The sequence below is a fragment of the Bacillus salitolerans genome (assembly GCF_042680805.1).
In the GTDB taxonomy this organism is placed as follows: domain Bacteria; phylum Bacillota; class Bacilli; order Bacillales; family SA4; genus Bacillus_CJ; species Bacillus_CJ salitolerans.
Window position 1 is genome coordinate 29,529 of sequence record NZ_JBHUEM010000039.1, and the last position, 25,921, is coordinate 55,449.

Below are 25,921 nucleotides of genomic sequence, written 5' to 3' on the forward strand. Positions count from 1 at the left end.
TCTTATTGCGTTAACGGGTGCAATTTTTAATAAGCAAAATGAGAGATCGGCAGATGCGGGTCTCATTTTTTATTGGAAGAAGGATATGGATCTGTTCTTATTGAAGTATAGGTCAGTAGAGTTTAAGAAGAAGAAATGTTGTAGAGGGAGGCGTTATTTTGGGAATTAAGCGTAATTTAATCTATCTTGTTACCTTGGTATTTCTAACAATTGCAATATACTTTATTGTTGATTCTATCTCATTTAAAGGGGTATTGGACCAATTTGAACCAGTATGTATACTACTTTCTCTTATAGCATCTCATTTAATTACTACAAAGATTCTTGAACAAGTAAATCATTAGTTTGATTTGAATTAACCGTTGAGAGAATGCAATAACAGTGGTGCTGTTCCATGAAGGATGTACCACTTTTTGTTGAAGTAAAGAGGCAGTTATGTTTAATAAGGGTATTGGATTTTTATGGTAAATACTATACTTTTAAAGAGGGGGTGTCATCTTTGAATAAAAATAATTGGATAAAAGTGCTTCTTGCCCTTTCACTTCTTTCTAACACTATATTTATTTATGTAGTTTTCAATACGAAAACCAATAAGGTCAATCAAGAGGAATTACTTAAAAGTGCAATTATAATAAATGAGTTTAGTGAAAGAGCAAAAGAGTGGCGTAACTTTAATGATTTTATTAAAGAACTTTCAAAACAAGAAGAGGATAGCTTTCCTGTATTAGAAAAACAATCTGATATGTATTGGGAGCTTGCAAAACCAATGCAGTCAGTTATTTTAAAGTCAACTCTTTATGTTTTGAAAACCGAACATTCTTCTTTTATATTTTCATTTGAAAAAAAATATGAAGATGTAATAAATACTTTTAAAGAAAAATTACCATTGATGAATAAGGAACAATTGATATCCTTAGAAGAGAAAATGGATGATGCTTATAAAAATTTTGTTGGAAAAGGTGAATGGGGAATTAGTCAACCACAAACCAAGATAAATATAGATTTTAAAAAAGAAAATTTAGACTTAGTAATTGACCAACTGACTAAAATTCACAAGGAATTGCAATCAATCAAGTAAATTTCTTATTAAAGTAATGGGTGCGAGAATTTAAGAAGATAAAGATAAGATCATTTGCTGATTTTATCTTTATTCAAGAAAGGAGAAGTTAAGCTATGCACCACCTAAAAATGGTAACATTTAAATTGTTACTTCCTATCCTTCTCTTTTTATTAATTATAATCACTTTTTTCGTCCTCTCACTATTCATTAATGGTGACCCAAATGAATTTAAAGAGGATGAAAGATATCTTGGGAATAAAGAAGCTACGCAAAATCTTCAATTTATTATTACCGTAAAAGATAAAAATGGGCATGACATAGAAATTTTAAATCAAGATAAAAAATATGGTAGATATATATATAATGAAATAGGAAAATTTACTCGAATCGCAAAGAAAAATATACAGTGGAATTCAATGATAAGAGTAGAGCAGAAATCCTTTAACAAGAGAGTTAACTTTCATTTATACGTAAGTACAGATCAAAATTATGTAATCTTAGAATCAAATGGTGATGTTTACAAGGTTACAGAAGAATTTAAGAGCATACTATTTCAAATTAAATATTGAATTCTTAACTATACTGACGTTCATATCCTTATTGAATTAACTGGTGTTTATGTTAAATAGGGTAATACAGATGTGGAGGCTAATATGGTGATACCGGATGAATTAGACGGTGCAAAGGTAATTAAGTATACTTCAAATACCTTATCAAATAAATTTGGAACGGTTAGGATTATAAACGAGCAGAAAGAAACAATTGATGAAATACCTATTACCGCAAAAGCTATTTGCAAATACGAAGGAAGTAATGAGTATTACCTCTTCTCATGTGATTTGAAATGGGAAGTTATTGGTGACTTTGATTGCGACTCTTTAAAAGAAGCAATGGAGATAGCTAAAAATAGTAATAACATCAAATTTGAGGATTGGATAACTAAATAGTCTTATTGCGTTAACGGGTGCTTTAGTTGAAGAACAGGTCAATAAATTATATAAAAACGCAGAGGGCTGTTAAAACCTCTGCGTTTTCTTGTGCGATTTCGTTGTCTAAATTTATGCGATTTATCCTGTTATTTCGCTTGTTATTTTAGTTTTTCTACCTCTGAACCGAACTACTTATGTTGAGGTGCCTCTATTTTTATTTTAGCATGTATATAAACTAGTCAAGCCTTGCTATTAGTCACCATGAGCCGGTGATTCAATTTCACCCTCTGGCTTCACCCATAAATTCATGACTTCTCCATCTTTAAGATAGTAAATGTTGTAAGAGTCTACTGTTTGATTATCACTAAACAGAACAATTAACTGTGCTTTCATTTGTCCCTCTTGAATCCCAGCATCATCGATCGAGATGACTTCCTCACTATATTGATAGCCCTCATTCGTAAAGTCATATCTGTATTGTGTAAACTGTTTATTGCTACTTGCTTGTGGCTCACCAAACATGCTCTTTATTTCCTCTTCAGTCTTTCCAATTATATTTTTCTTTTTAATGTCTTCCACTATATTTTCGTCCGTATTGTTTGCTTCCTTATTATCTTCCTTGGTTGCTTCATCAATTTCTTCAGTTGGATTAGTAGCCTCGTTTTCCTCATCTTGTTTTGCATTTTCGGTATTTTGTTCCGATTTTTCTGTTGCCTCTTGTGGTTCCCCAGTCTGGCTATTTTCCTCTTGCACCACTTCGTCGTTTGTTCCTACTGTATTACAAGCTGCTATACTACTGATTAAGAACATTTCGATTAACATCGTTTTCAAATATTTTTTCATAGTAAGATCCTCCTTATGATTCTACATCTTCTACGATATGAAGCTCTTTTACTATTTGATCAAAACGGACTCCATGACCTTCCTCTGCCTCTAAGAAAAATTTCTGTTTCACAATGAAGCTTCCGTTCTGCCCGTTATCAAATACATAGTAACGAATCATCGGATCATCCCATTCTGTACCACCTGATCCGCCGATACCATATACCATCCATCCATTAACTGGTTCTTCCACTTCTTTAGCATCTGGAATTTCGATCATGCCTTCTTCCTTTAATCGATTTTGTAATACTTGAATTACCTTATCTGGTGATTGCTTGACTTGACTAATTTCCATATAGACTTCAGGGTAGCGCTCATCTAATTCTTCTTTTAGCACGATTCGGTCATTTCCTTCAACTTGAATCAATTTGTAACGCTCTTCATCAAAGTAAATGACATAGTTGGATGTACCCTCATGAACCGTTACATTTGAGTCTTCTTTCATTCCTTCTAGCTCTATTTCAATTGTCTTTTCAGGGACAAACCATTCCTTCATTTGACTTACGAGAGCCATCCCCGTTTCTGTTGTCGTTGCTAACAGGACCATTATAATGGCCGCAGCAATGGAGGAAATAAAACTGATTCGCCCCCATTGTTTCTTTGGTTTTGGCTCTGTATATCTTCTAGGTGCATGCTCCTTAACAGGAGCTTCTTCTTGAATACGCTTTTCAATTTGGTTCCAAATATCGTCCTTCAAACTTCCTGAATGCTCTGTACCCTTGAGCAAGCTTTTCTTTAACTGCTGATCAATAGGTTCTTTCGCCATCATTATCCCTCCCTCACTTTTAATAAGAGCTCTTTTAATTTCTGCCTTCCTTTAAATAACCTTGATTTCACCGTATTCAGATTTAATTCTAGAATTTGTGCTATTTCTCGTTCTTTAAAATCACTCAAATATTTCAACACTAATGGGACTCGGTGTATATCTTCAAGCTCCCCAATGGCTTCGTAAAGCTCTTCATACTCTTCAAATTCATAATGGTCAACTTCTGGCGGAAGATTGAGTTCCTCATTAATGTCTATCGGAATCGTTTGGCTATTTTTCTTTAAGAATCGGTTACATTCATTTAGTAAAATTCTGTACAACCATGGCTGAAACGATTGATGATTATCAAAGGAATGAATATTTCGATACACACGTATGAAGGTTTCTTGAACCACATCTTTAGCATTTGCTTGATTTCTAGTAACGGCTGTCGCAATTCGGATCGCATAATCTGCATATTGTTCATATAGTTGTTTAAAGGCTTTTTGGTCGCCGCCTTTTATTCTTTGAATCAGTTCATGTTCCACTGTTCATCCCCCTTCCTTTGTAACCTCTTCACTATCATTACCTCGCTACTTCATAAAAAGTTTTCACGAAGCATCATTTTTTTAAGAAACTTTGCTTATTTATGATGTTACTAATCTAAATATTGTACAGTGTTCATGTTTTTCATTAGAAACCAAAGGTACTTCCTTAATACATTTTACAGTTCTGTTTAATATTGGATTGTCATGTTATAATGAAATTTATCCCGCTCTAACTGGGGCTAAGACCCCCACTTCAAAACTTTAGAAGATTCAAATAAGTTTAAGTGGGGATGAGGAAAACCTTAACTGATTGTTAGTTGATCTTAATAAAATCCATAATAAGGAGAAAACCCGTGAAGAATAGGTATGTATTCACAAGTGATTTGAATCAAATTTTTGATACGTTCTCTTTCAAAGGGAGTAGTCTGCCCTTTTTTAGACATTCACATAAAGATTCGATCATCACAGGGTGCTCTATTTTGTAGAAAACAACTATCTATTATTAAGATGCTTGTACACTGTACACCTATCATGTGATAGGTGTATTTTTTATGAGCAGAAATGGGGAAATCATAATGTTAAGTGAACATATACAAATTTTTAAAATCCATCTTTTACTTCAATTAGAATAAATGGAAGATATAAAAGGACTACATTCTCATTTTTGAACCATGACTGATTCTATCTCCCAGTAAATTTTAATGTTTAAACACGTCCCGATCCTTGCTCAACCCAACTCTCCATTTTTCTCCATGCGTAAAGAGAGAATAAGCTCCCCAAGAACAGACAAATGACCCAAACTCCCAACAGCTCCATGAATGAAGTTTCCAGTTTATACGAACGAAGAAAAAACTTAATGATATAGTAATCCATCACTAGTGGTAACGATAAAGTTAGGCTATATATAAGTACAAACTGTTTTCTTCCACCCTTTCTAATATCTCTCCAGTTCTTACTCATGAATAAACCTCCCCCATCAAACCTTCTTCCATTTATATGCAAGGTAAGTTATCAATAAGAATCGAGAAAGGTTTCCTCTATTCAGGACTTTACATTTCCACTTACGAATGAGCAAGTAAATTGCAAAAAAAAAGCAAAAGGTGATAGGCATCTTCTGCTTTTTGTTTACAATTTATTTTTAGCGTAATATAACAGATTGAAAACTTATCACCCCGCCTACTTGCGCTGCAGGGATGACGTTTTCAGAGGGCACAACCCAGAAAAATTCGGGGATAACAAAAGTGATAAGGTTGCTATACAAGAAGCTTTAAAGGATGCTCAATCTTCTGGATTTGAGTTTGGAAGCAGTGGTTTAGCAGTTCGAGCATTTGTACCCTTAAAATATAACAATAAAATAATCGGTACACTCCAAACTGGTCTAAATGGTAGTGTCGTTAATGAAATTACTCAATCACAAAAAGGTGTTTTACTTAACATTATAAATTTAAATGGAGAAATTCTCGTTTCTTCTTTGGAGGAGAATTTAGGTAATACTCTTGAAGCTAATGCTAAATCTATGATTTCAGATGTAACATCAGGAGAAGAAGTAATCCATACTCGAGAAACTCTCGTAGAATTAAACATGCCACTTTATGACCCCACTAAGACTGAAGTAATTGGTGTCATCCAAATTCAACAAGACGTAACAACTATTAAGAGTTTAAATAAAAGTATTTTAGTCTATTTAGTAGCTGTTGGTCTTGCAACACTTCTTATCGTTATTGTAATCGCTTGGTTTGGTAGCAAAGGATTCACAAATCCACTCGTAAGAATTAATGAAGTGATGAAACAAATCTCTCTTGGTAATCTAGCAAACAAAATAGATGATAGACATCGAGAAGATGAATTTGGTCAACTTTCCAAATCTATTATTGAAACACAATCTAATCTAAAAAGCATTATTCAAAATATTACGGACCTTTCCTCTACTGTCAAGGGCCATTCTTTACAAATGAAACAATCATTTGAAGAGGTAAATCAAGGAAGTAATCAAGTAGCAATCACAATGCAAGAGCTTTCAGAAGGGGCTGAACTGCAAGCCCAGTCCACCGGTCAACTTTCCGAACAAATGGATTTGTTATCAAGTCGAATTAACCAAGCAAGTCAAAATGGTAAATTCATTGATGAATCAACAACTGATGTAATTCGAATTACATACCAACGTAAAGAACTTATGGGTGCATCAATAAATCAAATGAAAACGATCAATGACATTGTACTAGATGCCGTCCAAAAGGTAAAAGGACTAGATAAGCTATCAAAAGAAATGTACAAATATAATCGCCTAAATCACTATAGTCATCCGCAAAAGTATCAATTGAAGTTCTCATGATAGAAGGTGGGCCTTATACCATCAAATAAAACTCGGGAAAGTAGCTCTTTCCCGAGTTTTATGTTCATTGTAATCCTGCTTTCACCCAAGAAGCCACTGTCACCGTCCGCTTTGCTTGGTGTTTAACAGCATCTTCTACATTCTCTACCATTTTACCTTCTTGGTTAACCGTTACTGAAGTTCCGTATGGATTGCCTCCTGCCGCAAAGATGGTTGGATCTGTATAGCCTGGTGCAGCAATAATCGCTCCCCAGTGATACATAGAAGTGTATAACTGTAAAATCGTTTGCTCTTGGCCTCCATGTGGATTTGCAGCAGAGGTCATTGCACTGACTACTTTATTCGCCAGCTTTCCATTAAACCATAAACCACCAGTTGTATCAATAAATTGCTTAAACTGAGAGGCAACATTCCCGTAACGAGTTGGAACACTAAAGATCATAGCGTCTGCCCACTCAAGATCATCAAGTGTCACGACTGGAACATCTTTGGTTTCATCCATATGGCCCCTCCAAGCAGGATTTGTATCAATCGCACTATCTGGTGCCGTTTCAGGAATTCGTAATACTTTCACATCAGCCCCAGCTTCCTTAGCTGCTGTCTCCGCCCATCTAGCTAACTGATAATTCGTTCCTGTTGAGCTATAATAAATAATTGCTACTTTTACATTTGTCATCTTAAATTCTCCTTCACTATGTACTCACACATAAGTTTACCCATATTTTTCTTCGATACTCTCATTTCACTTATATAAATTTTAATAGTCATTTCTTAACAAACGCTACTTAATCGGGTTTCCTGGTGGAACATAGTAAGGTGGGACCTTCAGCCATCCCCTCTTTCTCATTAGGACACGAAGAGTTGCTCCAAATGTCACAATCTCTGAGTAGTATTCCAGCCACATCATGGCCACATCATTTCGAATCGCATCCACCTGCCCCTTTGATGATAGCTGAGAGATTGTAACAAATTTGAATGCTACCCCATTTACGATCTCGTCATCTGTTAATTTAACTCCTAAGGGAATATCATTATTATCGGAATCAGGCTTAGGGGAAGCAACGACTGAGAGTGGAATGCCTTCCTTTATCATAAAATCTGACAATCGTTTTGACTGAGATTTACATAGCTTCAATGCATCGTGTAACATTTCTTTTACTTCATCATCCTTCGTCGTATTGAGGCCAATCTCCTCATATCGAATAAATTCTTGTACAGTCGTTAAATACTGCCAGCAGTCACCTACCTCAATAATGTTAAGTGGTGATTTTTCTTCAACATCAACGAACGTTTTAATCGTGTTCCACAAAGCTTCAAATGGATTACCCATACAGTCACCTCGAATCAATTTTCACTTATTATGCGCAAAGTTTACCAATTCAACCGTGATATTCCACATATACTTACAAATGTATACAAATGGAAAAAGGCTACTTTTCAATGAACGAAAAGTAGCCTTTTTCTGTTTATGCTTCTCAGTACTTAGTAATTTAAATTCCTCTATTTTGAATAATCAACCAATGATTGTCTTCGTCATTCAGGAATTAACAGCAGCTCACAACTCGATAATAGATGTTTTCAACATATATTTAAGCTTTTCTGATCCAAAATGAATTCATATACAATTGTTGAAAGGCGAACTTCCTCAGGTTATTATGACTGATTGAACCGAATTCAACGTCAGAATAGACCATGCTAATTCCTAGTTGTTTTGTAACCATTAGTCTGTGGTGAAGTAATGCATGTTGACACCCTTTACCCCTGAATTCTGGAAACGTATAGGCATTTGCAAAATAAGCCTTATTTTGATGAATAAAAATCGATGCTAATGCCGCTGGATTGTTATCAACGTAAGCAATATAATTCTTAAAATTTGGTTGATAAAAATAATGTGATTGTCTATGAATGACATCATCACTTAGCTTCAAATCATTGGAATTAACTATTAGTTGAATCAACTCTTTTACATTGTCCTTCGTAATTTCACTTATAGTAAGTGCTTTTTGATTATAGTTAGAAAAGTACGGTTGATCTTGACTCCATTTTAAAAATACGAGCTGATCTGATAGCATAAATCCGTTTTCCGTTAATATATTCGCGATTTCGTTATTTACATGTAGAGGTGACATATCAAAACAAGGCGAGATATTCTCCTTTTCGTATATAGCAAGTATTTTGTGTAATTGATCCTTGTCTTCTAAGCTAAACCCCTTTACGCGATTGTAGTACATAGATTTAGGGGATTTAGTATCAATTAAAACCTTACAATTTCCTACTTCAAGCACTTCAAGTTGTTTTACTTCTTCTGATAAGGCTCTTTTCGAATTAAATTTCGTTAACTCCAATTCAAAAGCTTCTAACTTATGCACTTCTTCTAGTATCATCTAACTACACACCCTTAATATAGGCTATTTTTCATCTATAATATATTCGATATGACCTTACGAATCCCTTTAAAGAGGCTGAAACATATAATCCTGCTCAATATATTTGTTTAAAAATTCGATGATTCGATCTTCGTAAATTTCCTTTTGGTGCTTATAGTTTCGAATATGCCCACCCTTTTTTGTAATCCATAATTCTGCACTAGGAGCATGGCTAAATATAAGTTCACTTTGTTTATAGGAAATTGCTCCATCCTTCGTACTATGAATGAGCATTAATCCTTTATTTTCGTATCGCTGAGCAGCAATATATGGCTTTACCTCTGAAAGATTCATGTCTATAAAAATGTTATCTGCGACTCTAATCATATATTTACCTACAGAATTCGGAAGACCTGTCCAATAGGCAAAAGCTTCAGAAGTGTACGATTCTAAGTCGGCAAAGGGACTATCTGCGATGACCGCCTTTACATCATCTGATTCACTGCCCACGATAATAGAGGTAGCTGCTCCCATTGACCATCCTATTAACGCAATCTCGTGTATTCCCTTGTCCTCCTTTACATAATGAATCGCTGAAAGGAGATCTGTTTTCTCCTTCCTACCTATTGTCGTAAACCGACCACCTGATTCACCACTTGCTCTAAAATCATACATAAAGACGTGATAGCCTTGGCTCGACAAACGTTTTGCCAGTTTAAGTGTTTCAATTGGCATTCTCTCTCGATTATCACCATAGCTATGTGAAAAAATGACGGCTTTATGATACAAGTAATCATAGCGTGAACTAGGGATCCACCATCCCTTTAATTCAACACCATCATAAATATTCTCAAACGATACGTCCTCATATGCTAATTCATAGTCGGACGGCAATTGTAGAATACCGAGTTTAATAGGACTCATTACTTTATACCCCATATAGATGGAAGTTCCGGTTAAGGTAATAAGTATCAGTAAAAACCCTAACACTATATTAATCATTATTTCCTTTAAATTTTCACGCCTAAATATTATTATTCTCCTCAAATTTCTCACCATATTAATAAAATGTATTACTTCTACTATAAAGTATATTTCTAATTATAGTGAGTGTGAATTAAAGGAAATTTCATTAATTTGTCCTAGTTATAAAGTCCCTTCCATTCTTTGATAAGGCTTCATGTGGTAAAAAAGCATGAACTCCTTTTGAATAATTGACTATCTGCGTAATTCTCATGTCAACAACCATTGATGCATAGGCATAGGCTTCTGTACGAGAAATAGAATAGAGGCCAGACATTAAATCTAACATGCCATCTAGAGCTATCCACATAGCCTTATCCAAGTCTTCATCGATTCCCATCGTTAACCAGCCAGATTTTGTATGTGCCATTGGCATCTTAATAGGTATATCATCGCGTATCGAAAAGGTTAAACTAACCCGTTCCATCGGACATTCAAGTGCAGGTCCACCTACCTCTCCATCCCCTTAAAGTGCATGACCATCTCCTACTGAAAATAGAGCCCCATCGACTGGAATAGGCAGGTAAAGAGTACTTCCAGCTACAAGCTCTTTACAGTCTATATTCCCCCCGCAATACCTCGGCACAACAGTTGAATAGCGCCCCTCTTCATTAGGAGGCATACCCATAACGCCCATAAACGGACGAAGTTTAACTTCGAAGTCAAAATTGTTGAATTTACTCTTACCAAGGTTCGTCTTTGTATCTAGCTCAAAGTCCAGCATAACCTCTTCTACATCATCTAGCTTCATCTCTTTATCCAATAGCTTGGAAAACCACCAGCCGATATCCACCCATACTTTCCTGGAATTACCTCATTAATTTTCACTTCAAGTGTCTGACCCACTTGAGCACCTTTCACATATATAGGTCCAACAAGTGCATGACCAAACTGGTTATGGATTCTCTCTTCACTTAATCCCGTAAACTTCCTTCTCGGTTTCCCTATACCTGGCCTTTCCTCAATCCCCCAAGCCGAATCTAAGGTTTGGAAAATAACAGTGTCTCCAGTAGATATGTCAAGAGCAGGCTTTAATTCTCGGCTAAAAAATCCGTGAAGTGTATCACTACTTGGTTTTAACTCAAAAATCTTCGACATGTGCACCTCTCCTTTTTAGTTCATCTGGTTTCACATTATCTTATATACTCTATAAAGTAAATATAATTACTATTTGGTGCGGATTCGGAATATAAAACAATAAAAAACCCCTTAAAGCTATTACGCTTTAAAGGGTTAAAATACACCGATTGGCTATTTTTATTTTTCGATAGAAGCCCACTTGTAGCTGAAGTCAGGTCCAAATGAGTGTTCTAACACATTCTTGATATAAGGTTGGATTAACCTTGCAGATCCACGTTGGTAAAGTGGTGAAAGTGCTGCATCTTCTTCAAGAAGGATGCGCTCAGCTTCTTGCATTGCTTCAAAACGTGCTACTGGATCACCACTAAGAGTTGTCTTAGCATCTTGAATTAACTTGTCATATGCAGGGTTTGAGTAGCCCATCATGTTGTGGCCACCATCCGTTACCCATAGATCAGCGAATGTCATCGCATCTAGGTAATCAGGACCCCAACCTGCGAATTGTAAATCGTATTCCATTTTTTCATCTAGCTCTAAACGTTGCTTAAATGGTACGTTTAATAGATTGATTTTTAAACCTGAAAGGTTAGTTTCTAATTGATTCTTAAAGTATTCTTGCATTTTAACAGCAGTTTCAGTGTCACCACCAAGGATTTCTAACTCAACAGAGTCAGTTCCAAGAGCAGCAAGACCTGCTTGCCAGTGTTCCTGAGCTTTTGCCACATCATACGTGTTGAAGTCACCATGCTTCGCACGGAAATCTTCACCAGTTTCTGGGTGTGTTACGAAATCAGCTGGTACTGCGAAGTTCGCAACTTGAGAACCGTTGTTTAGGATAACATCAACTAGACCTTGCTTGTCGATTGCCATAGAAAGTGCTTTACGAACATCGACATTTGCTAAAGCTCCACCTCTTGATTGGTTAAACTTGAAGTAGAATAATACTGGCTCTCCTAATGTTGAAAAGTTAGGATCTCCTTTATACTTATCAACGAATTCAGCAGATAAACCTACACGGTCGATTTGACCAGTTTCATATAAACTTACAGCAGTAGCTGTATCTTTAACAACTTTAACATTGATTGTTTCTAACTTAACAACGTCAGCTTCCCAATAGTTAGGATTCTTAGTCATTACCCAACCTTCTTCATGCTTCCACTCTGTTAATGTGAATGGACCATTGTAGATTAGGTTTTCAACTTCTAAACCATAGTTCTCACCTTGCGACTCACGGAACTCTTGGTTTTGTGGTAAGAATGTAGCGAATGTAGTTAGTGATAAGAAATAAGGAACAGGTTGCTCTAAAGTAACTTCTAGAGTCTTATCGTCAAGAGCCTTAACTCCTAATTCGTTTAAGTCAGTGATTTCACCAGCATTGATCTTGTTAGCGTTCTTCACATCACCTAAGATGAAAGCGTATTGAGAAGCACTTGCAGGATCAACAGCTTTTTGCCATGAATAAACGAAATCTTTCGCAGTAACTGGAGTACCATTTGACCACTGAGCATCGCGAAGCTTGAACGTATAAACTAATCCATCATCGCTTACAGTGTGGCTTTCAGCCATACCAGGAACTGGTTGATTGTTTTCTCCAAGTCTGTAAAGACCTTCAAAAACTTGGTTCATTACGTTAAATGCAACAGCATCTGTACCTTGTACAGAGTCCATTGTTGGAATTTCAGCACCTTCAAGTACATTTAATACTTGTGGAGCTGCAGGTGTTTCTTCTTGTTGCTTAGTAGTATCTTTGCCACTGTCTTTTCCATCAGTACCTTGTGTAGCTTCTTCTTTGTCGCCGCCACCACAAGCTGCAAGGAACAAGCTTAGTACTAGTGATAGAACTAGTAGCATCATCCATTTTGACTTTCTCATGGATAGGTAACCTCCCCTAAAGATTAATTTTTTATCTTCGATGTTTCCATCTACAATTTGTATTATATAAGTTTTCAAACTATTTTGCATCATTTTTTTTAGAAAATTTAATATTTTTTTAATATTTGTAACCAACTGTTAATTCCAATAATTTGTCTTTAACATATTTCGTGAAGCTTAAACCCCTGATACATCAATCTTTATACACATAACAAATTCAATTTCCCTACTTCTTTACTTAGAAGTAAATACCAATTTTTTTACTACTTTTTATATTATTTTTACTAGTTTTTGAGCTAAACACATCGTTTTCAACATAAAAACCCGTGTTTCACACGGGTCTTTTCAATGGAAATAGTTGGTCTTTTAGCTCGATTGGAAGCTTTTGAATCGATTCATTTAGTACAGTAAGCTTTGTTTCTATCCTGTGTAGCAAATAAATGGTTACGACAATTGGAAACCCCACTTCACTAATGAAAGGCAATAGCTGTTCCAATACACGTCAACTCCCTTCTGTATTGTTAGTTAAAAAGAAACCAGGTTACATGTGTAACCTGGGAGATCCTGAACTATAAGATTACTTCTTCAATGTTTCGCTCAACGACTCGTGCGCCCTTTTTTGATGTATACTCTCCACCAGAAGAGATAAACACATTTGAAGCAATGATTACATCCATTGCTGCATTAACTGCCGCTGGATCAACTGGTTCAATTGGATCCTCAATCGTAAGAGTAACCGTTTTATCCTCCTGATTAAGAAACTGTAATTGAAGTACCTTTGCCATGTTCTATACACCTCCTTTCTCCATTTTATTCATGATTACTCCCCTAGGAAGTGGCTGTCATTGCGCTCAATTTCATGTAACGTCTTTTGCTGAAGACCTACTAGTGCTTGAGCAACGGCATATAAGGCATCTGTTGTGGAATCCGTTTTTACATTATTAAAGTTTTTATTCTTAAAAACTGGTTTTCCATCCTCACCAACACCCATGTCAAACGTTAAGCGAAGCTGTGAGTCCGTTATAATCGCTTGTGCCATGTACTATCACCTCCTTTGTTATTTATATAGAAGGTAATTAGCAAAAAGGGGTCATACTATTGCATGTTTTTGCCTTCGATGATAATGATTACTACCATTACTCTGTCTTCTTTTAATCCTTACAAAAAAAACTCTTATTCTATCAAACAGAATAAGAGTTTTTCAGACTGTATTTATTTTAATGCGATTGTAATAATAATGGACTTATAAACCCAACTAAAATCATCATAATCCCACCGATAGTGAAGATCCCAGGGAAAAATGGTAGGTATGTTTTACCCTTAAGATATTCGGCATTCTTCAAATCAGACCAAATTAAGCCAATAAAACCAAACGCCATGAAAATAGCACCAAGTGTGACAATTACATCATAATTCATTTACATCCACCTTCCCTTCTTGCCTATTCTAACATATTTCGACAAATGATAGAAAGAGTTTGGTGTGTTACTTTTTCCCACACCATTCACCCTACCTATTTTGAACAAAAGGCTCAGGGTGCCCCGTTTATCCTATGACAAAGCAAATGTTCTTAAATGAGAAAGGGTGCTTTTTCCATTTATTCATGACAGGTTATTTGTCCAAGGAAAAAGTGATTTTTCTTTTTCCCTCGAGTAGGATGAAATGGCAATGATCGTCGCCATTTCATCTTGGCTGGGCGATGGAGCTGAATTACTTAAACATCTCGTAATAAGACACCTTAAAAACTTATCATTTCTTTTCTTTTAATAAATGAACTAATAACCAGTCCTGGAACAACCTCTATATCCCTTTCCAATGTATAGCCGTTTTTGCTATAAAGCTTTATTGCTGGTTCATTATCTCGGCCAGTTGATACTTGAATGGATCCTTTTGGCTCTAATGCCTCAAGAGCATGTAGCAAGCTTTGTGCAATTCCTTTACGAAAATGATTCGGATGTACGACCAATCTGCAAATGGTTAACGCTCGATTTTCTTTTTCGAACGAAATGGCTCCAGCTAACACCCCTTCTTCAAAATAGCCTAAAAACATCTCCTTGCAGTTACGAAAGTCTTCTAACGTTTCAAGTAATGGAGGAATATCATCAAAATTGATTATCTTTGCTTCTATAAGATAGGATGCCCTCTGTAATTGATATAGCTCTTGAACTAAACGATCATTCGTAAAATCAATAATACTAATCATATTTGTAGTCTCATTTCTACTATAATATAGATCTAACAATACCACCATCCACCTTAAGAGTTGCCCCCGTAATAGCTGATGCTTGATTGGAAGCCAAAAACACAACTAAGTTTGCCACTTCTTCAGGTGTAACAAACCGGTTAATAATAGAAGTCGGTAATGAGTCATGAAATAGCTTCTTTTCAAACTCACCTTCTGACTGATTCAACCTACTTGCCTCATTCTCAATAAAACGCTGTACCTTTTCAGTTTTCGTCGGTCCAGGCAGAAATGTATTGACTGTTACGCCACTTCCGGAAACACTTTCCGCAATTCCTCGTGAAAGCCCTAATAAAGCAGCCTTCGTTGTTCCATAGTGAACCATTTCTCCTGAGAAAAAGCCACCAGTCACACTTCCATTAAATAGAACTCTTCCCCAATTATTTTGTGTCATTCCCTTGATGTAATGTCGAGATAGCCTAACTGCCCCTAAAATATGTAACTCTACATAATATTCCCACTCATCATCATTAATTTCAAGAAAGGGTTTCGGTTCGTAAACACCAGCATTATGAATAAGGATATCTGCCTTATTCCATGTATTTACTATAGCTTGAAACCCCTCTTTTGTACTTATATCTGCAGCACAGCCTGTCACTTCAGCAAGTGGATTGCTCTGTTTTAATTGCATAATTGCCTCTTGGACCCCTTGTTCTGACCGTCCATTTAGTAAAACAGTAGCCCCTGATAATGCTAGCTTTTCAGCAATAGAAAAACCAACTCCTCTAGACGAGCCAGTTACGATTGCTTTCTTTCCTTTAAGAGATATTTCCATTACAGTTCCCTCACTTATTTACAATTCTTCTGCCACCTTTGCCTTCTTTCCAGAAAACTTACGGTCATAATAGATACCAAATCCTATAATCATCGGTGTAATGATAATTGTCGGTATGAACCATAACCAGATACTGACCGATTCTATATGTAATAATCTAGGTGCTCCAAAAACGGTAAAGGCTGTAATCGTGGATATCGAGCAGCCTAGCATACCAGAGAAATGTTCATACCACCAATGCATTTTCTTTGAGGGCTTTTGCAGCCAGTATTTTAATTGGACGATTCCAAGCAGAATACCTACGATTGGAAACCAAATTAATAAAGGGAAATTTTGAGTAACACCATATATGCTAATACCGATTCCTGAAAATAATAAAACTAAAGGAAATCCGAGATCAACTGGGTGAGTATGCCGTACTTTTCGCTTTTTAAATTTTAACACTCGAAGCCCGTAATAGGCAGCAGAAGAGCTTAAGATTGCGATAAAGAGCAAGAACCATGAAAAGGATACTTGCTCGCTTGAACTTTCACCATTTAAGATTCGGTATGCTCCCATGAAAAAGGCAGAAATCGCTACAATTATCATTCCGTACACATAAATCCACCCTGCACGATTATGAATTTTCCCACCTTTTTTTGTCACTACCGGTATCCAAAAGGTGAATAAAGCGACAAATCCACCAATAATATGAATGATTTTGAAAAATTGAAATACCAATTCCATATATACCTCCTATATCATCGTTCCATTCAAATCGTATCATATTGTCAGCGATTACTTTTTTAATGTTTTGTAAAATCAATATATGGTTACACAGTTATATTCTTTATGTTTTCCCTATGTCTGTTAACACAATGACCAAAACGTAAATCATTATCATCTTTAAAGTCATTTTATCCACCATAAGAATAGAGTCACATGATTTTTACTAATTCTTTAAAATACATTCAGTTCCTCCCTAAATATTTCCTTATTCAATCCTTTTTTTAAAAAAGGTTATAATAGACATTGGAAAGAAGGGATTTTAACATTGAAAAAAATGATCTATATATCTTTAGTAATATGTTTCCTTATTAGCATATTTGTAGGTTGCAGTCCTAATCACAACAAAACAGAATTAACTGTTTCAGCCGCCTCTAGCTTGAAAGACTCATTAAATGAAATCAAAACGAACTTTGAAAAAGAAAACCCATCGATTACAATTACATACAATTTTGGAAGTTCTGGTTCCTTGCAGCATCAAATATCCCAAGGTGCCCCTGTAGATGTATTTATTTCGGCTTCAAAAGAGCCGTTTAACACCTTACTTCATAGCAATGTTGTGGATCAACGCTACACTTCAAATTTAATCAGTAATGCCATTGTACTTATCGCTTCAAAGACTAATAATAGGACAATATCCGATTTAGAAGAATTAACGAAGAAAGATTGGAGAATTGCCATAGGTTCACCTGAAACAGTACCTGCTGGTAGCTATTCGAAAGAAGCATTGGAGAAGGCAGGAGTTTGGGAACAGCTAAAGCCTACATTGATTTATACAAAAGATGTACGCCAAGTTTTAACATACGTAGAAACTGGAAATGTTGATTTCGGCTTTGTTTATCAAACAGACGCCTATATTTCATCCAAAGTAGAGATTATAAGGACAATTGAAGACACGGCACATAGCCCCATCATATATCCAGTAGGGGTTATATCTTCAACCAATCATCATGATGAAGCGGAAATTTTTTACCACTATTTATCAAGTGAAACGTCCCTTTCGATTTTTAAAAAATATGGATTTATGATACCGGTAAGCTCAAACTAAAAAGCTTACCTTTTTGCATTTACTTACACCATTGAATCCCATTCAATGCAAAGGAATTGATTTTCGTCTTGGATAAAACTATTTTGATTTAATGTTACCGGACTTCTACTATGGCAAAAACTGCTTCTGCCTCAACCAAAATGAATGTCTATAATCTATTGAATTCATAATGCAAAAGACGACACTTTTCGCAAGCGATTGAACGAATAAAAATTTTTACGAAAAATGTCGGAAAATGTCGTCTTTTGGAACTTTATGACATTGACCTGTATGTATGGATACGTTACGTTTATATAAATTAGTTAATTTTAACCTAATTTTCATAAAAGTAGTTGCTACGGGAGGTCTACGATGAGAATGTCTTTTCTGTCTAATAAGCTTATATACGCTTTATTCTTCATTCTTATCATGGAGACACTTCTCTCCATTGATCAATCCAACCATTTGTGGGAAAAATGGGTGATTCATCTCTTGCATTTTTTGATCATTCTGTTTCTTTTTTTTCATTTATATCAAAAAGAAAAAAAAGATCGCAAACTAATCCAAAAATTAATGGAAAGTGAAGAGAGGTACCGGTCACTCTCAGAATATAACCATCAGCTTGCTTACCACGATTCACTTACAGGTCTTCCAAATTGCCAACTCCTTACAAAACAGCTCGAACAATCCATACAGATTAAATTAAACACTGAATTAATCGCTATTTTATGTATCGACTTAGACCGTTTTAAAATCATAAACGAATCCTTGGGTCACCAAACAGGGGACCTCGTATTAATAGAAGTTGCAACAAGATTGAAAGAAAAGCTCGATCACAGGGCAACCCTTTCAAGACAAGGTGGAGATGAGTTTACTATCTTACTAGAACAATTGGAAAATCAAACTGAGGTTGAGCATTTGGCCGATTCGATTCTAGGTTCTTTCAAACACCCTTTTATCATTGAAGAAAGAGAGATTTTTATCACTCCGAGTATAGGAATTAGCATCTATTCAAATGAGAATATCGCTCCATACATTCTTGTACAAAATGCTGTTTCAGCTATGTATCTAGCAAAAAATAAAGGTAAAAATAACTATCAGTTCTATTATGCTGAACTAGAAAAGCGATACACTGAAAGGCTAGAGCTTGAAACTGACCTTAGAAGGGCGATTGAAAACTATCAATTTATCCTGCATTATCAGCCACAAATAAATATAATTGACAATCGAGTAATTGGGATGGAGGCTCTTATCCGGTGGAACCACCCTACAAAAGGGATTATTTCTCCCCATTCCTTCATATCACTTGCAGAAGAAACTGGAATAATTATCCCAATTGGTGAGTGGGTATTAAAAGAAGCTTGCCTTCAGAATAAAAAGTGGCAACAAGAGGGATTTCCTCCTTTTGTAATGGCGGTCAACATATCAGCAAGGCAATTCTATGACATTCACTTTGTACAAAAAGTGAAAACGATTCTAACTGAAACCAAACTTGAACCATCTTTACTAGAGCTTGAAATTACAGAGAGTATGCTAATGGATACAACCTACACCATCTCCATTCTTCAAGAGTTAAAAAAGCTTGGTGTAAAGGTTAGCATGGATGACTTTGGTAAAGGCTATAGCTCCTTAGCTTACTTAAAACGTTTTCCTATTGATAAGCTAAAAATTGATCAAAGCTTTGTAAGAGAATTACTGCAAGACTTAAGTGATGCAACGATTGTGAAAACAATTATTGCCATGGCCCATAGCCTTCAACTGCAAGTAATCGCAGAGGGTGTAGAAACAAAGGAACACCTATTGTTCCTGCAAAAGCATCTCTGTCATGAAGCACAAGGTTACTTCTTTAGTAAGCCGATACCAGCAGATATGGTTCCTTCCATGTTAGAAGAGCTAGAGCATCTATTACAATTTAGCGCTTTACCTCAAGAAGTTTCGCAGCAATTATGGGATGAAAATATGGTCAAAAGAGCACAATGTGAGCTTTCTGAGGCAATTCGCCTTCATAATGGGATGATCTTTAAATGCAAGAAACAAAATGGGCGCTTTATCTATACACTCTGTGATGGAGACCTTCTATATAGAATGGGGCTAAGCCCTGAAAATATAGTGGGAAAGGATATATTCGATATTTTCCCTGATGATGATGCAGCTTTGAAGCAGATCTATTATGATAAAGTGTGGAACGGTGAAGATAAAGTTTCTTTTGAAGGTCAGATAGGAGATACTTTCTACATCACGACGTTAACCCCTATTATCCGTAGCGGAAAAATTAGTGAGATCATTGGATCCAGCATTGATATAACCGAACAAAAAAACAGAAAAATCTTACAAGATACTTGAAAACACCGATAATATCGGTGTTTTTTCAATACGCGTGAATGAAGGAACTTGTTACATGCCAAGTTCTCTCATACGTTAACCTCCTGAAGTTGATGTGGTTGCAGCTGTTGCAGCGATTATACTCGCCATGACCGCTGACTGCATCGCCATAATGGCTTCATTCACTGCTTTCCCATATGGAATCTCCTTCATTATTTTCGTAATCTTTTTCTTTGCTAGCTTATACTCTTCCTTTGAAAACAAACTTTTATCAAGGTTACATGCCTTTAATAATCCAATAAGCGCAATACTTTCCTCATCATGCTGGCTATTCTCTTCTAAAATAAGTTGTCTTATGTTTGAACGTATTTCATTCTCAGTCCCCGTATTATTAGATGGATATACTTTTTTTGTAAAAAAGAATAAATATTGAACTTCGTCCATTTGGAGGATTTCCTTTTCAACAAGCCTGTTTATAAACGACTCACTTATTTTTTTCCGAGAGATCTCGTATCCCAATTTTTGGACTAAATAATTTAGCTTCCTAGAAGTCCCCTTGCTTTTTAAATATCCAAGCATGTTAGTTAAAATTGGATCGCCCGCATTTTCCTTGTCTAAGAAAAACACTTTCTTATCCTTATAGTCTAAGCAGCCTTTCAGTGAAAGATCAATGATAATGGCACCTGCCAACCCATATGGAAGTACAGTGGATGAACCAGGCGCCATTTTTCCAGTCTCATCATCGATCATTAATAATAAAAATTTCTCAGCTAAAGTTAACATGAAGATTCCCTCCATATCCTATGTTACTTACTATACGAACAAGATAAGGAAAAGTTACACATCGAACGGAACAAAAGGCTCAGGGCGCCCCGTATTGCCTAAGGAAGAGCAAATGTTCTGGCATGAAAAAAAGGTGGTTTTCCCTTATTTTATCCCACTCCAACTGGCGGTAAAAACAAAATCACCAGTTGGAGTCCGATTGGTTCAACTAACCATCAGAAATACTCACTGATGGAAGTTTCAACTGTATCCAACCTCGAGTAGGATGAAATGGTTAAGATCGTCGTCATTTCATCTTGGCTGGGCGCTGGAGCCGGATTACTAAGCACATCGTAATAAGATACAATCAACAACTTATAATTCCTTATTCTTAAATAAAAACTGAGCCAGCTTTTGTTGACCCAGTTTTTTTGAAACAAAATATATATCGAACCGATAATTGTTTAGTGAAACGCCTGCCAAAATTCACCCTTCTTATTGATCATATTCATAATCTCAGCAAACGGAATTTTGAACGTTGGAAAACCCGCTGCGTAAGGGCCAATTTCATATGGTGCAAAGTATATAAATAATGCATCGTTATTTACATAAAAAGGTTGATTCGGTTTAATTCCCTTGTATTGATCTTGGAAAACATATGAATACGTGTCATCCGTTTTTATTTGCTTTTCAATGATATCACTCAAAACTTTTACATATTCACTACCTGGATTAAACAAATCTTTTAATTCATAAATCGTACCGTTCGTTAAATGAATGGATGGAGTCTCTTTCGATGGCATTCCATGGGCTGCCCCCAGTGGATAAAAATACCCATCAATCTCTAGAACGAGCAATTGTTCTTTATAAAATTCGACATTGAAATCAGCTGAGTACGTATAGTCCTGTTTTTCAGAGGTTGGTTCAGCCTTTGATAAGTTTAATAATGTTTCGTTTAATTTTTGTTCCGCCTTTTCATCCATCATTCCTTCGACAGCTGGATAGTAAACCAAATAATGGTTAGATGGTTGATATTTCTTTTCTACTACTTTATATTGTTTATTCAGCGGAATCACTTTATTTTGACTCCAGACTAGCTTCCCGTCTCTTGTAAAATACGTGACACGCTGGTCTACAAGGCTCTGAATTAATTCACCTTCAAATGTTAGTGTTCCTTCTCCATTCACAGTAGGATATCGTCTCGATTTCACTCCTGCCTTATCAACAAAATAGGTTTCTTTCCCATCACTTACAGATGCATAACCGTTTTCATAAGGGGAGACTTGTGTAAAATTGAAATCAGTCAAAAATTCACCGTTTGTGGTAGCAATGGCATAATTCGCTCCGAGGAAAGGTTCTTCTTCACTTATAGCTTTAGAAACAGCTACACGATTATGTCCTAGCATCATGATGTCCATATATTTTGGTTTTATATAGTACTTACCCGTTCTATCAATGAGACCCACTTGATTTTTATAATCATCTGAAATATTCACAGCTGCTCTACCATCTTGGAATGGTTGAATCCAGGAGTAAGTCGGTGTGACTAATATGTTTTCAACGGTATCCATAATACCTGCTTTCGCTTCAAAATCGTCTGCTTCCTTAAAGGCCAATAAGCCATTTCCTAAGTAGGAAATAAAAGGCTTGGTATACTGGTGGAGTTCCTTTCCTTCTATGTTAATAAGTGCATACGTTCCATCCATTTTTTGAACGAGAGCGACTCCATCTTGAAAATCATTGGCAAATCTATATTTTGCACGGATTACCTCACTTCCTAGTAGATTTAAATAGCCATAAAGATAGTCTGAATCGGTTTTTGTTGAGTAAACAGCCCTACCTTCCTGAAATGACCCAATAAATGAATATGGCTTCTTCGTTATAATCTGTCCTTTTTCATTAATAACGTGTGAGCCATTATCATCCATCGCAACAGCTCTTCCCTCTGAATACGGGTTAATCGATTGAAAGGTTGGTTTTAACACATACCTCCCTGCATGATTAATCACACCATATCGATTCTGTTCTTCTACGATAGCAAGACCATTTTCCTGAAAGTCTAACGCATAGTCAAATACCGGTTTAATGACAAATTCTCCTTGTTTATTGATAAATCCGTATTTTGTTCCTTTTACCGTTTTCAGTGAAGCTGTAAAAAGATTACGTTCTCTTTGCTCCATCTTGTGTCACCCCTGCCCTTTTTCGTCTCACTATCATATGGGCGAAGCTCCTAGAAGGTTCCTTTAAACTGACAACCTTCAAATTTTTATGATGCTCAAAGAAAGCTGATTTCCTTTCCATCTTCAAATTTTTTACATTGGACATTTGAACAAAAGGCTCAGAGCGCCACGTTTAGCCTTAGGCAGAGCAAATGTTCTGGCATGAAAACAAGGGTGGTTTTTCCTTTTATTCATGACAGGTTATTTGACCAAGGAAAAAGTGATTATTTTTTCCCTCGAATAGGATGAAATGGTAAAAATCGTCGCCATTTCATCTTAGCTAGGTACTTAAGCTGGATTCCAAGTCACTCACCCATTCTCTTGCTGAAAACTTTTATACTTACGAAATAATAAAAAAAGCTCCCTCAATAAGAGGCAGCTAGCATTTTTTATAATAATACTTTGATATCATGTTCTTCGCGTAGCGTCTCAATCATTTCACTGACTTTTTCTTGCTTCTTTTGTGAGACTGCTTGTTGTTCTAATATCTCTTTTATTTCTTCATACTCTTGAACTTCCTGTTGGTTTGTTACAGCACTTAGTTTATATTCATCGTAAAGCTTCTTCACTTCGTCTTCGCTGACTTCGACTTCGCCTACACGTTGATCGATGTATTTCGTGATATATAATTCTTCTTGGATTTTTCCTTTTAAGCTTTCTTCAGTTAGTTTATTTTTTTCTAAAGCATCTTGATAGGCTTGGTCTCCCTCAAAATTCGCCTTCATGTCTGCTAAACTTTGGTCTATTTCTTCTTGTTCAACAGTTATACCTTCCGCTTTAGCAGCTTGTAGCAATATTTTCGTGTTGACTAGCTGATTGATCACCTGTTCTTCTAGTTGTTTTTTCGTTTCATCATCAAGATTTTCAGTGTCAATTCCCCGGGCGGTATAATTTTCTTTCACGCTCTGTAATAGCGTTTCGTAATCCGTACGGGTAATCTCCTCGCCATCCACAGTTGCAACTGGATCATTGTCGGTTGAACTTGAATTATTACATGCTCCAAGGATCATTACACTTAACCCTAACACTAAAAAGCCCATTAGTATTCTTTTCTTCATTTCTTCGTTGCCTCCTTTTTGACACTGAAAACCATTCTAACATATCCAAGCTTAAAATGCAGTTCACACCCTGTTGCTTGTTTTAGGAATACTGACTAGGGTCAATTCTTTGGCCGTTTCCTATACGCTACGCTTCTAAGATATATGGTTTATCTTCTCCTATTCGCTAAAAAGTTTCCAATTAAGGATATTAAATCGTATGGATTTCAAAAGTTGGAAAATAATAAAACTAGTAAGCCATTCATATCCAACCATTTAGGAGTGTCCCTTTTGAATCATATCCAACCATCTAGACGTCAACGAGCTCATATTTCCCAGTTTACCCTTACTCAACTTCACCTTCGTAACCCTTTTGTGGTCGCATTTTTCTCGTTTGCTTATCCTGGATTTGGTCATTTACTGCAGCACCGTTATATGGCTGGATTTATCCTCATTATATGGGAACTGTTTATTAATCAATTAGCCCAAGTAAACCTGTGTATCTACTACAGTATGATTGGGGATTTTGATACAGCAAAGGAAGTCGTTAATGAACGATGGTTAATGCTCTATGTTGGGATTTACATGCTAGGGATTTGGGATAGTTACCGAACCACCGTCGATATAAATAAACAATATATTTTAGCTGACCGGGAAGATGCCCCTCTTAAGCCTCTTCTTCTTGGTCCTTGGGGAATGAATTTTATGGACAAGCGTTTACCTTTGGTTGCTGCTGCATGGTCCGCCTTGATTCCTGGTCTTGGTCACCTTTACATACATAAAGTGTTAACGGGTTTCTTTATCTTCGGCTATACAATTGCAATTTTATATTTCGGAGAAATACCACTTGGAATTAAATACACCTTAGTAGGTCATTTTGAAAAAGCAAAAGAAATAACAGATATACAATGGGTACTATATCTACCTTCTATCTACTTATTTATTATTTACGATGCTTATTCATCTGCTGTTGAATACAACAAGCTTTTTGAAAAAGAAATGTCTAAATTCTTGAGACAGCGCTACCAAGACCCTCTTTTCGAGTTTCCCGTTAAGCATTAGGAGTTGAGCCCCTTTGATGATCATAGCGACTTTTGAAAACACAATATATATTGAGCTCGCCGTTAGCTCTCTCGAACAAATCGGCATTCCCAAGGAACGGATTTTTGCAGCTCCTCTTGATAAGCGAACAGAACCAAGAAGGGTCTTTGATTCCATCTATCAGGCTGACGGCTATAGTCTATTCGACTTGGGAGCAATCCTAGGGACATGCCTCATGCTTCTCGGTTCCATATACGGGTATGTACTGGCATGGGGCCCTATTATTTGGGGAATTATTGGAGCGGTTTCAGGCATTTTATTAGGTATACTTATAAAGCTGTTATTACTAAATAAAAACAAAGGAAGCACCCGGAAAATCACCTCTGAGATTGTCTTAATGATACGCTGTGAGGACTACCAAAAAGAAAAAGTTGAACACACACTTTGGGATCATTTAGCTCTTGGGCTCACATGCATCAAATGAAAGTCTACAAAGAAATTTCGACAAGTGACTGTCACTTGTCGAATCGATCCTGGTCGAATCGCTCAATTAACTCAATGACCTCGCCGTCTAGTGCCTGATAGAAAGCGATTTTCCAGCCGGTTTCAAGATCGTATGGTCCTTCGGCTATTTCTAAACCTTTACTGGTTAAGTTTTGAATCCATTTATCTAAATTTGATACCTCTAGTGCAAAATGAAAGGTATGATGGAACGGTCCTTGTTGTTCCTCTGATTGAATGAGTTCTATTATTACTCGTTCACGAGCGATAAAAATGATTTCTTCCCCTAGTAGCGTCAATCGCTTCACCGGTTTAAACTCAAAGTAATATTCGTAGAATTGTGCTGATTTCGCTAAATTAGTCACATATAAACCCACATGATGATGCTTCATA

General features: G+C 36.2%; 32 protein-coding genes. 9 read left to right on the top strand and 23 right to left on the bottom strand.

The genetic code is table 11. The features are described 5' to 3' along the window. The first annotated feature begins 158 nt into the window (after positions 1 to 158). The 4 genes from ACFSCX_RS16700 (at position 159) to ACFSCX_RS16715 (ending at position 2,007) form a co-directional block, all read left to right on the top strand. Complete coding sequence (locus ACFSCX_RS16700; RefSeq protein WP_377929382.1) at positions 159 to 344, top strand: hypothetical protein; 186 nt, start codon at positions 159 to 161, stop codon at positions 342 to 344. Between the two features lie 155 nt (positions 345 to 499). Next, complete coding sequence (locus ACFSCX_RS16705) at positions 500 to 1,078, top strand: hypothetical protein (RefSeq protein WP_377929383.1); 579 nt, start codon at positions 500 to 502, stop codon at positions 1,076 to 1,078. Between the two features lie 95 nt (positions 1,079 to 1,173). Beyond that, complete coding sequence (locus ACFSCX_RS16710) at positions 1,174 to 1,629, top strand: hypothetical protein (RefSeq protein ID WP_377929384.1); 456 nt, start codon at positions 1,174 to 1,176, stop codon at positions 1,627 to 1,629. 87 nt (positions 1,630 to 1,716) lie between these two features. Then, positions 1,717 to 2,007, top strand: coding sequence for a hypothetical protein (locus tag ACFSCX_RS16715; RefSeq protein WP_377929385.1), 291 nt, complete (start codon positions 1,717 to 1,719; stop codon positions 2,005 to 2,007). Positions 2,008 to 2,241: 234 nt separating this feature from the next. Here ACFSCX_RS16715 and ACFSCX_RS16720 read toward each other — a convergent pair whose 3' ends face one another. The 4 genes from ACFSCX_RS16720 to ACFSCX_RS16735 all read right to left on the bottom strand — a co-directional run bounded on the left by ACFSCX_RS16720 (position 2,242) and on the right by ACFSCX_RS16735 (position 5,124). Continuing rightward, positions 2,242 to 2,832: a mucin-associated surface protein gene (locus ACFSCX_RS16720; RefSeq protein ID WP_377929386.1), complete on the bottom strand. Its 591-nt coding sequence runs from the start codon at positions 2,830 to 2,832 to the stop codon at positions 2,242 to 2,244. Between the two features lie 13 nt (positions 2,833 to 2,845). Continuing rightward, positions 2,846 to 3,637, bottom strand: a complete 792-nt coding sequence (locus ACFSCX_RS16725) for a hypothetical protein (RefSeq protein ID WP_377929387.1) — start codon at positions 3,635 to 3,637, stop codon at positions 2,846 to 2,848. 2 nt (positions 3,638 to 3,639) lie between these two features. After that, positions 3,640 to 4,164, bottom strand: a complete 525-nt coding sequence (locus tag ACFSCX_RS16730; protein WP_377929388.1) for an RNA polymerase sigma factor — start codon at positions 4,162 to 4,164, stop codon at positions 3,640 to 3,642. Positions 4,165 to 4,869: 705 nt separating this feature from the next. Next, the gene (locus ACFSCX_RS16735) at positions 4,870 to 5,124 is read right to left on the bottom strand and encodes a hypothetical protein (RefSeq protein WP_377929389.1); all 255 of its coding nucleotides are present in this window, start codon (positions 5,122 to 5,124) and stop codon (positions 4,870 to 4,872) included. A gap of 196 nt (positions 5,125 to 5,320) precedes the next feature. Between ACFSCX_RS16735 and ACFSCX_RS16740 the strand changes: the two genes are divergently transcribed. Then, positions 5,321 to 6,496, top strand: a complete 1,176-nt coding sequence (locus tag ACFSCX_RS16740; RefSeq protein ID WP_377929390.1) for a methyl-accepting chemotaxis protein — start codon at positions 5,321 to 5,323, stop codon at positions 6,494 to 6,496. Between the two features lie 64 nt (positions 6,497 to 6,560). Here ACFSCX_RS16740 and wrbA read toward each other — a convergent pair whose 3' ends face one another. The 15 genes from wrbA to ACFSCX_RS16815 all read right to left on the bottom strand — a co-directional run bounded on the left by wrbA (position 6,561) and on the right by ACFSCX_RS16815 (position 16,580). Then, positions 6,561 to 7,172 carry an NAD(P)H:quinone oxidoreductase gene (wrbA, locus tag ACFSCX_RS16745; RefSeq protein WP_377929391.1) on the bottom strand — a complete coding sequence of 204 codons (612 nt, stop codon included), beginning with the start codon at positions 7,170 to 7,172 and terminating at the stop codon, positions 6,561 to 6,563. Positions 7,173 to 7,277: 105 nt separating this feature from the next. Further along, the gene (locus tag ACFSCX_RS16750; protein ID WP_377929392.1) at positions 7,278 to 7,826 is read right to left on the bottom strand and encodes a DUF3231 family protein; all 549 of its coding nucleotides are present in this window, start codon (positions 7,824 to 7,826) and stop codon (positions 7,278 to 7,280) included. 259 nt (positions 7,827 to 8,085) lie between these two features. After that, complete coding sequence (locus ACFSCX_RS16755; protein WP_377929393.1) at positions 8,086 to 8,880, bottom strand: GNAT family N-acetyltransferase; 795 nt, start codon at positions 8,878 to 8,880, stop codon at positions 8,086 to 8,088. A gap of 69 nt (positions 8,881 to 8,949) precedes the next feature. After that, entirely contained in the window at positions 8,950 to 9,786 is an 837-nt protein-coding gene (locus tag ACFSCX_RS16760; protein ID WP_377929394.1) for an alpha/beta hydrolase, read from the bottom strand. Positions 9,787 to 9,994: 208 nt separating this feature from the next. Continuing rightward, positions 9,995 to 10,312, bottom strand: coding sequence for a hypothetical protein (locus ACFSCX_RS16765; protein WP_377929395.1), 318 nt, complete (start codon positions 10,310 to 10,312; stop codon positions 9,995 to 9,997). A 39-nt stretch (positions 10,313 to 10,351) separates the two neighbouring features. Continuing rightward, on the bottom strand, positions 10,352 to 10,648 hold the full coding sequence (locus ACFSCX_RS16770; RefSeq protein ID WP_377929396.1) for an acetamidase/formamidase family protein: 297 nt from the start codon (positions 10,646 to 10,648) through the stop codon (positions 10,352 to 10,354). Further along, positions 10,633 to 10,983: a hypothetical protein gene (locus ACFSCX_RS16775; protein WP_377929397.1), complete on the bottom strand. Its 351-nt coding sequence runs from the start codon at positions 10,981 to 10,983 to the stop codon at positions 10,633 to 10,635. Before ACFSCX_RS16775 ends, ACFSCX_RS16770 begins: the two co-directional genes overlap by 16 nt. 159 nt (positions 10,984 to 11,142) lie before the next feature. Then, complete coding sequence (locus ACFSCX_RS16780) at positions 11,143 to 12,837, bottom strand: peptide ABC transporter substrate-binding protein (RefSeq protein WP_377929398.1); 1,695 nt, start codon at positions 12,835 to 12,837, stop codon at positions 11,143 to 11,145. 331 nt (positions 12,838 to 13,168) lie between these two features. Then, a complete protein-coding gene (locus tag ACFSCX_RS16785) occupies positions 13,169 to 13,333 on the bottom strand; it encodes a YvrJ family protein (protein WP_377929399.1) in 165 nt (54 codons plus the stop codon). Positions 13,334 to 13,406: 73 nt separating this feature from the next. Beyond that, positions 13,407 to 13,622, bottom strand: a complete 216-nt coding sequence (locus ACFSCX_RS16790; RefSeq protein WP_377929400.1) for a DUF2922 domain-containing protein — start codon at positions 13,620 to 13,622, stop codon at positions 13,407 to 13,409. Between the two features lie 35 nt (positions 13,623 to 13,657). Then, entirely contained in the window at positions 13,658 to 13,876 is a 219-nt protein-coding gene (locus tag ACFSCX_RS16795) for a DUF1659 domain-containing protein (RefSeq protein WP_377929401.1), read from the bottom strand. 178 nt (positions 13,877 to 14,054) lie between these two features. Then, positions 14,055 to 14,255, bottom strand: a complete 201-nt coding sequence (locus ACFSCX_RS16800) for a hypothetical protein (RefSeq protein ID WP_377929402.1) — start codon at positions 14,253 to 14,255, stop codon at positions 14,055 to 14,057. A 320-nt stretch (positions 14,256 to 14,575) separates the two neighbouring features. Continuing rightward, positions 14,576 to 15,079, bottom strand: a complete 504-nt coding sequence (locus ACFSCX_RS16805) for a GNAT family N-acetyltransferase (RefSeq protein WP_377929403.1) — start codon at positions 15,077 to 15,079, stop codon at positions 14,576 to 14,578. Further along, positions 15,060 to 15,854 carry an SDR family NAD(P)-dependent oxidoreductase gene (locus ACFSCX_RS16810; protein WP_377929404.1) on the bottom strand — a complete coding sequence of 265 codons (795 nt, stop codon included), beginning with the start codon at positions 15,852 to 15,854 and terminating at the stop codon, positions 15,060 to 15,062. Before ACFSCX_RS16810 ends, ACFSCX_RS16805 begins: the two co-directional genes overlap by 20 nt. Before the next feature lie 18 nt (positions 15,855 to 15,872). Continuing rightward, the gene (locus tag ACFSCX_RS16815) at positions 15,873 to 16,580 is read right to left on the bottom strand and encodes a DUF2306 domain-containing protein (RefSeq protein WP_377929405.1); all 708 of its coding nucleotides are present in this window, start codon (positions 16,578 to 16,580) and stop codon (positions 15,873 to 15,875) included. A 316-nt stretch (positions 16,581 to 16,896) separates the two neighbouring features. On the opposite strand from ACFSCX_RS16815, the gene modA reads away from it, so the two are divergent. Further along, a complete protein-coding gene (gene modA, locus ACFSCX_RS16820) occupies positions 16,897 to 17,667 on the top strand; it encodes a molybdate ABC transporter substrate-binding protein (protein WP_377929420.1) in 771 nt (256 codons plus the stop codon). A gap of 351 nt (positions 17,668 to 18,018) precedes the next feature. Then, a complete protein-coding gene (locus ACFSCX_RS16825; protein WP_377929406.1) occupies positions 18,019 to 19,989 on the top strand; it encodes a putative bifunctional diguanylate cyclase/phosphodiesterase in 1,971 nt (656 codons plus the stop codon). Between the two features lie 75 nt (positions 19,990 to 20,064). Here the strand turns inward: ACFSCX_RS16825 and ACFSCX_RS16830 are convergent, their stop codons facing one another. The 3 genes from ACFSCX_RS16830 to ACFSCX_RS16840 all read right to left on the bottom strand — a co-directional run bounded on the left by ACFSCX_RS16830 (position 20,065) and on the right by ACFSCX_RS16840 (position 24,007). Beyond that, the gene (locus ACFSCX_RS16830) at positions 20,065 to 20,751 is read right to left on the bottom strand and encodes a GOLPH3/VPS74 family protein (RefSeq protein WP_377929407.1); all 687 of its coding nucleotides are present in this window, start codon (positions 20,749 to 20,751) and stop codon (positions 20,065 to 20,067) included. 443 nt (positions 20,752 to 21,194) lie between these two features. Beyond that, positions 21,195 to 22,910 carry a WG repeat-containing protein gene (locus tag ACFSCX_RS16835; RefSeq protein WP_377929408.1) on the bottom strand — a complete coding sequence of 572 codons (1,716 nt, stop codon included), beginning with the start codon at positions 22,908 to 22,910 and terminating at the stop codon, positions 21,195 to 21,197. A gap of 428 nt (positions 22,911 to 23,338) precedes the next feature. After that, on the bottom strand, positions 23,339 to 24,007 hold the full coding sequence (locus tag ACFSCX_RS16840; RefSeq protein ID WP_377929409.1) for a SurA N-terminal domain-containing protein: 669 nt from the start codon (positions 24,005 to 24,007) through the stop codon (positions 23,339 to 23,341). Between the two features lie 270 nt (positions 24,008 to 24,277). On the opposite strand from ACFSCX_RS16840, the gene ACFSCX_RS16845 reads away from it, so the two are divergent. Together ACFSCX_RS16845 and ACFSCX_RS16850 are read left to right on the top strand one after the other, a co-directional pair. Then, positions 24,278 to 25,048, top strand: a complete 771-nt coding sequence (locus ACFSCX_RS16845) for a hypothetical protein (RefSeq protein ID WP_377929410.1) — start codon at positions 24,278 to 24,280, stop codon at positions 25,046 to 25,048. Positions 25,049 to 25,064: 16 nt separating this feature from the next. After that, a complete protein-coding gene (locus ACFSCX_RS16850) occupies positions 25,065 to 25,511 on the top strand; it encodes a hypothetical protein (RefSeq protein ID WP_377929421.1) in 447 nt (148 codons plus the stop codon). Between the two features lie 31 nt (positions 25,512 to 25,542). On the opposite strand, the gene ACFSCX_RS16855 is transcribed toward ACFSCX_RS16850, so the two are convergent. Beyond that, positions 25,543 to 25,920 carry a VOC family protein gene (locus ACFSCX_RS16855; protein WP_377929411.1) on the bottom strand — a complete coding sequence of 126 codons (378 nt, stop codon included), beginning with the start codon at positions 25,918 to 25,920 and terminating at the stop codon, positions 25,543 to 25,545. Position 25,921 lies beyond the last annotated feature (1 nt).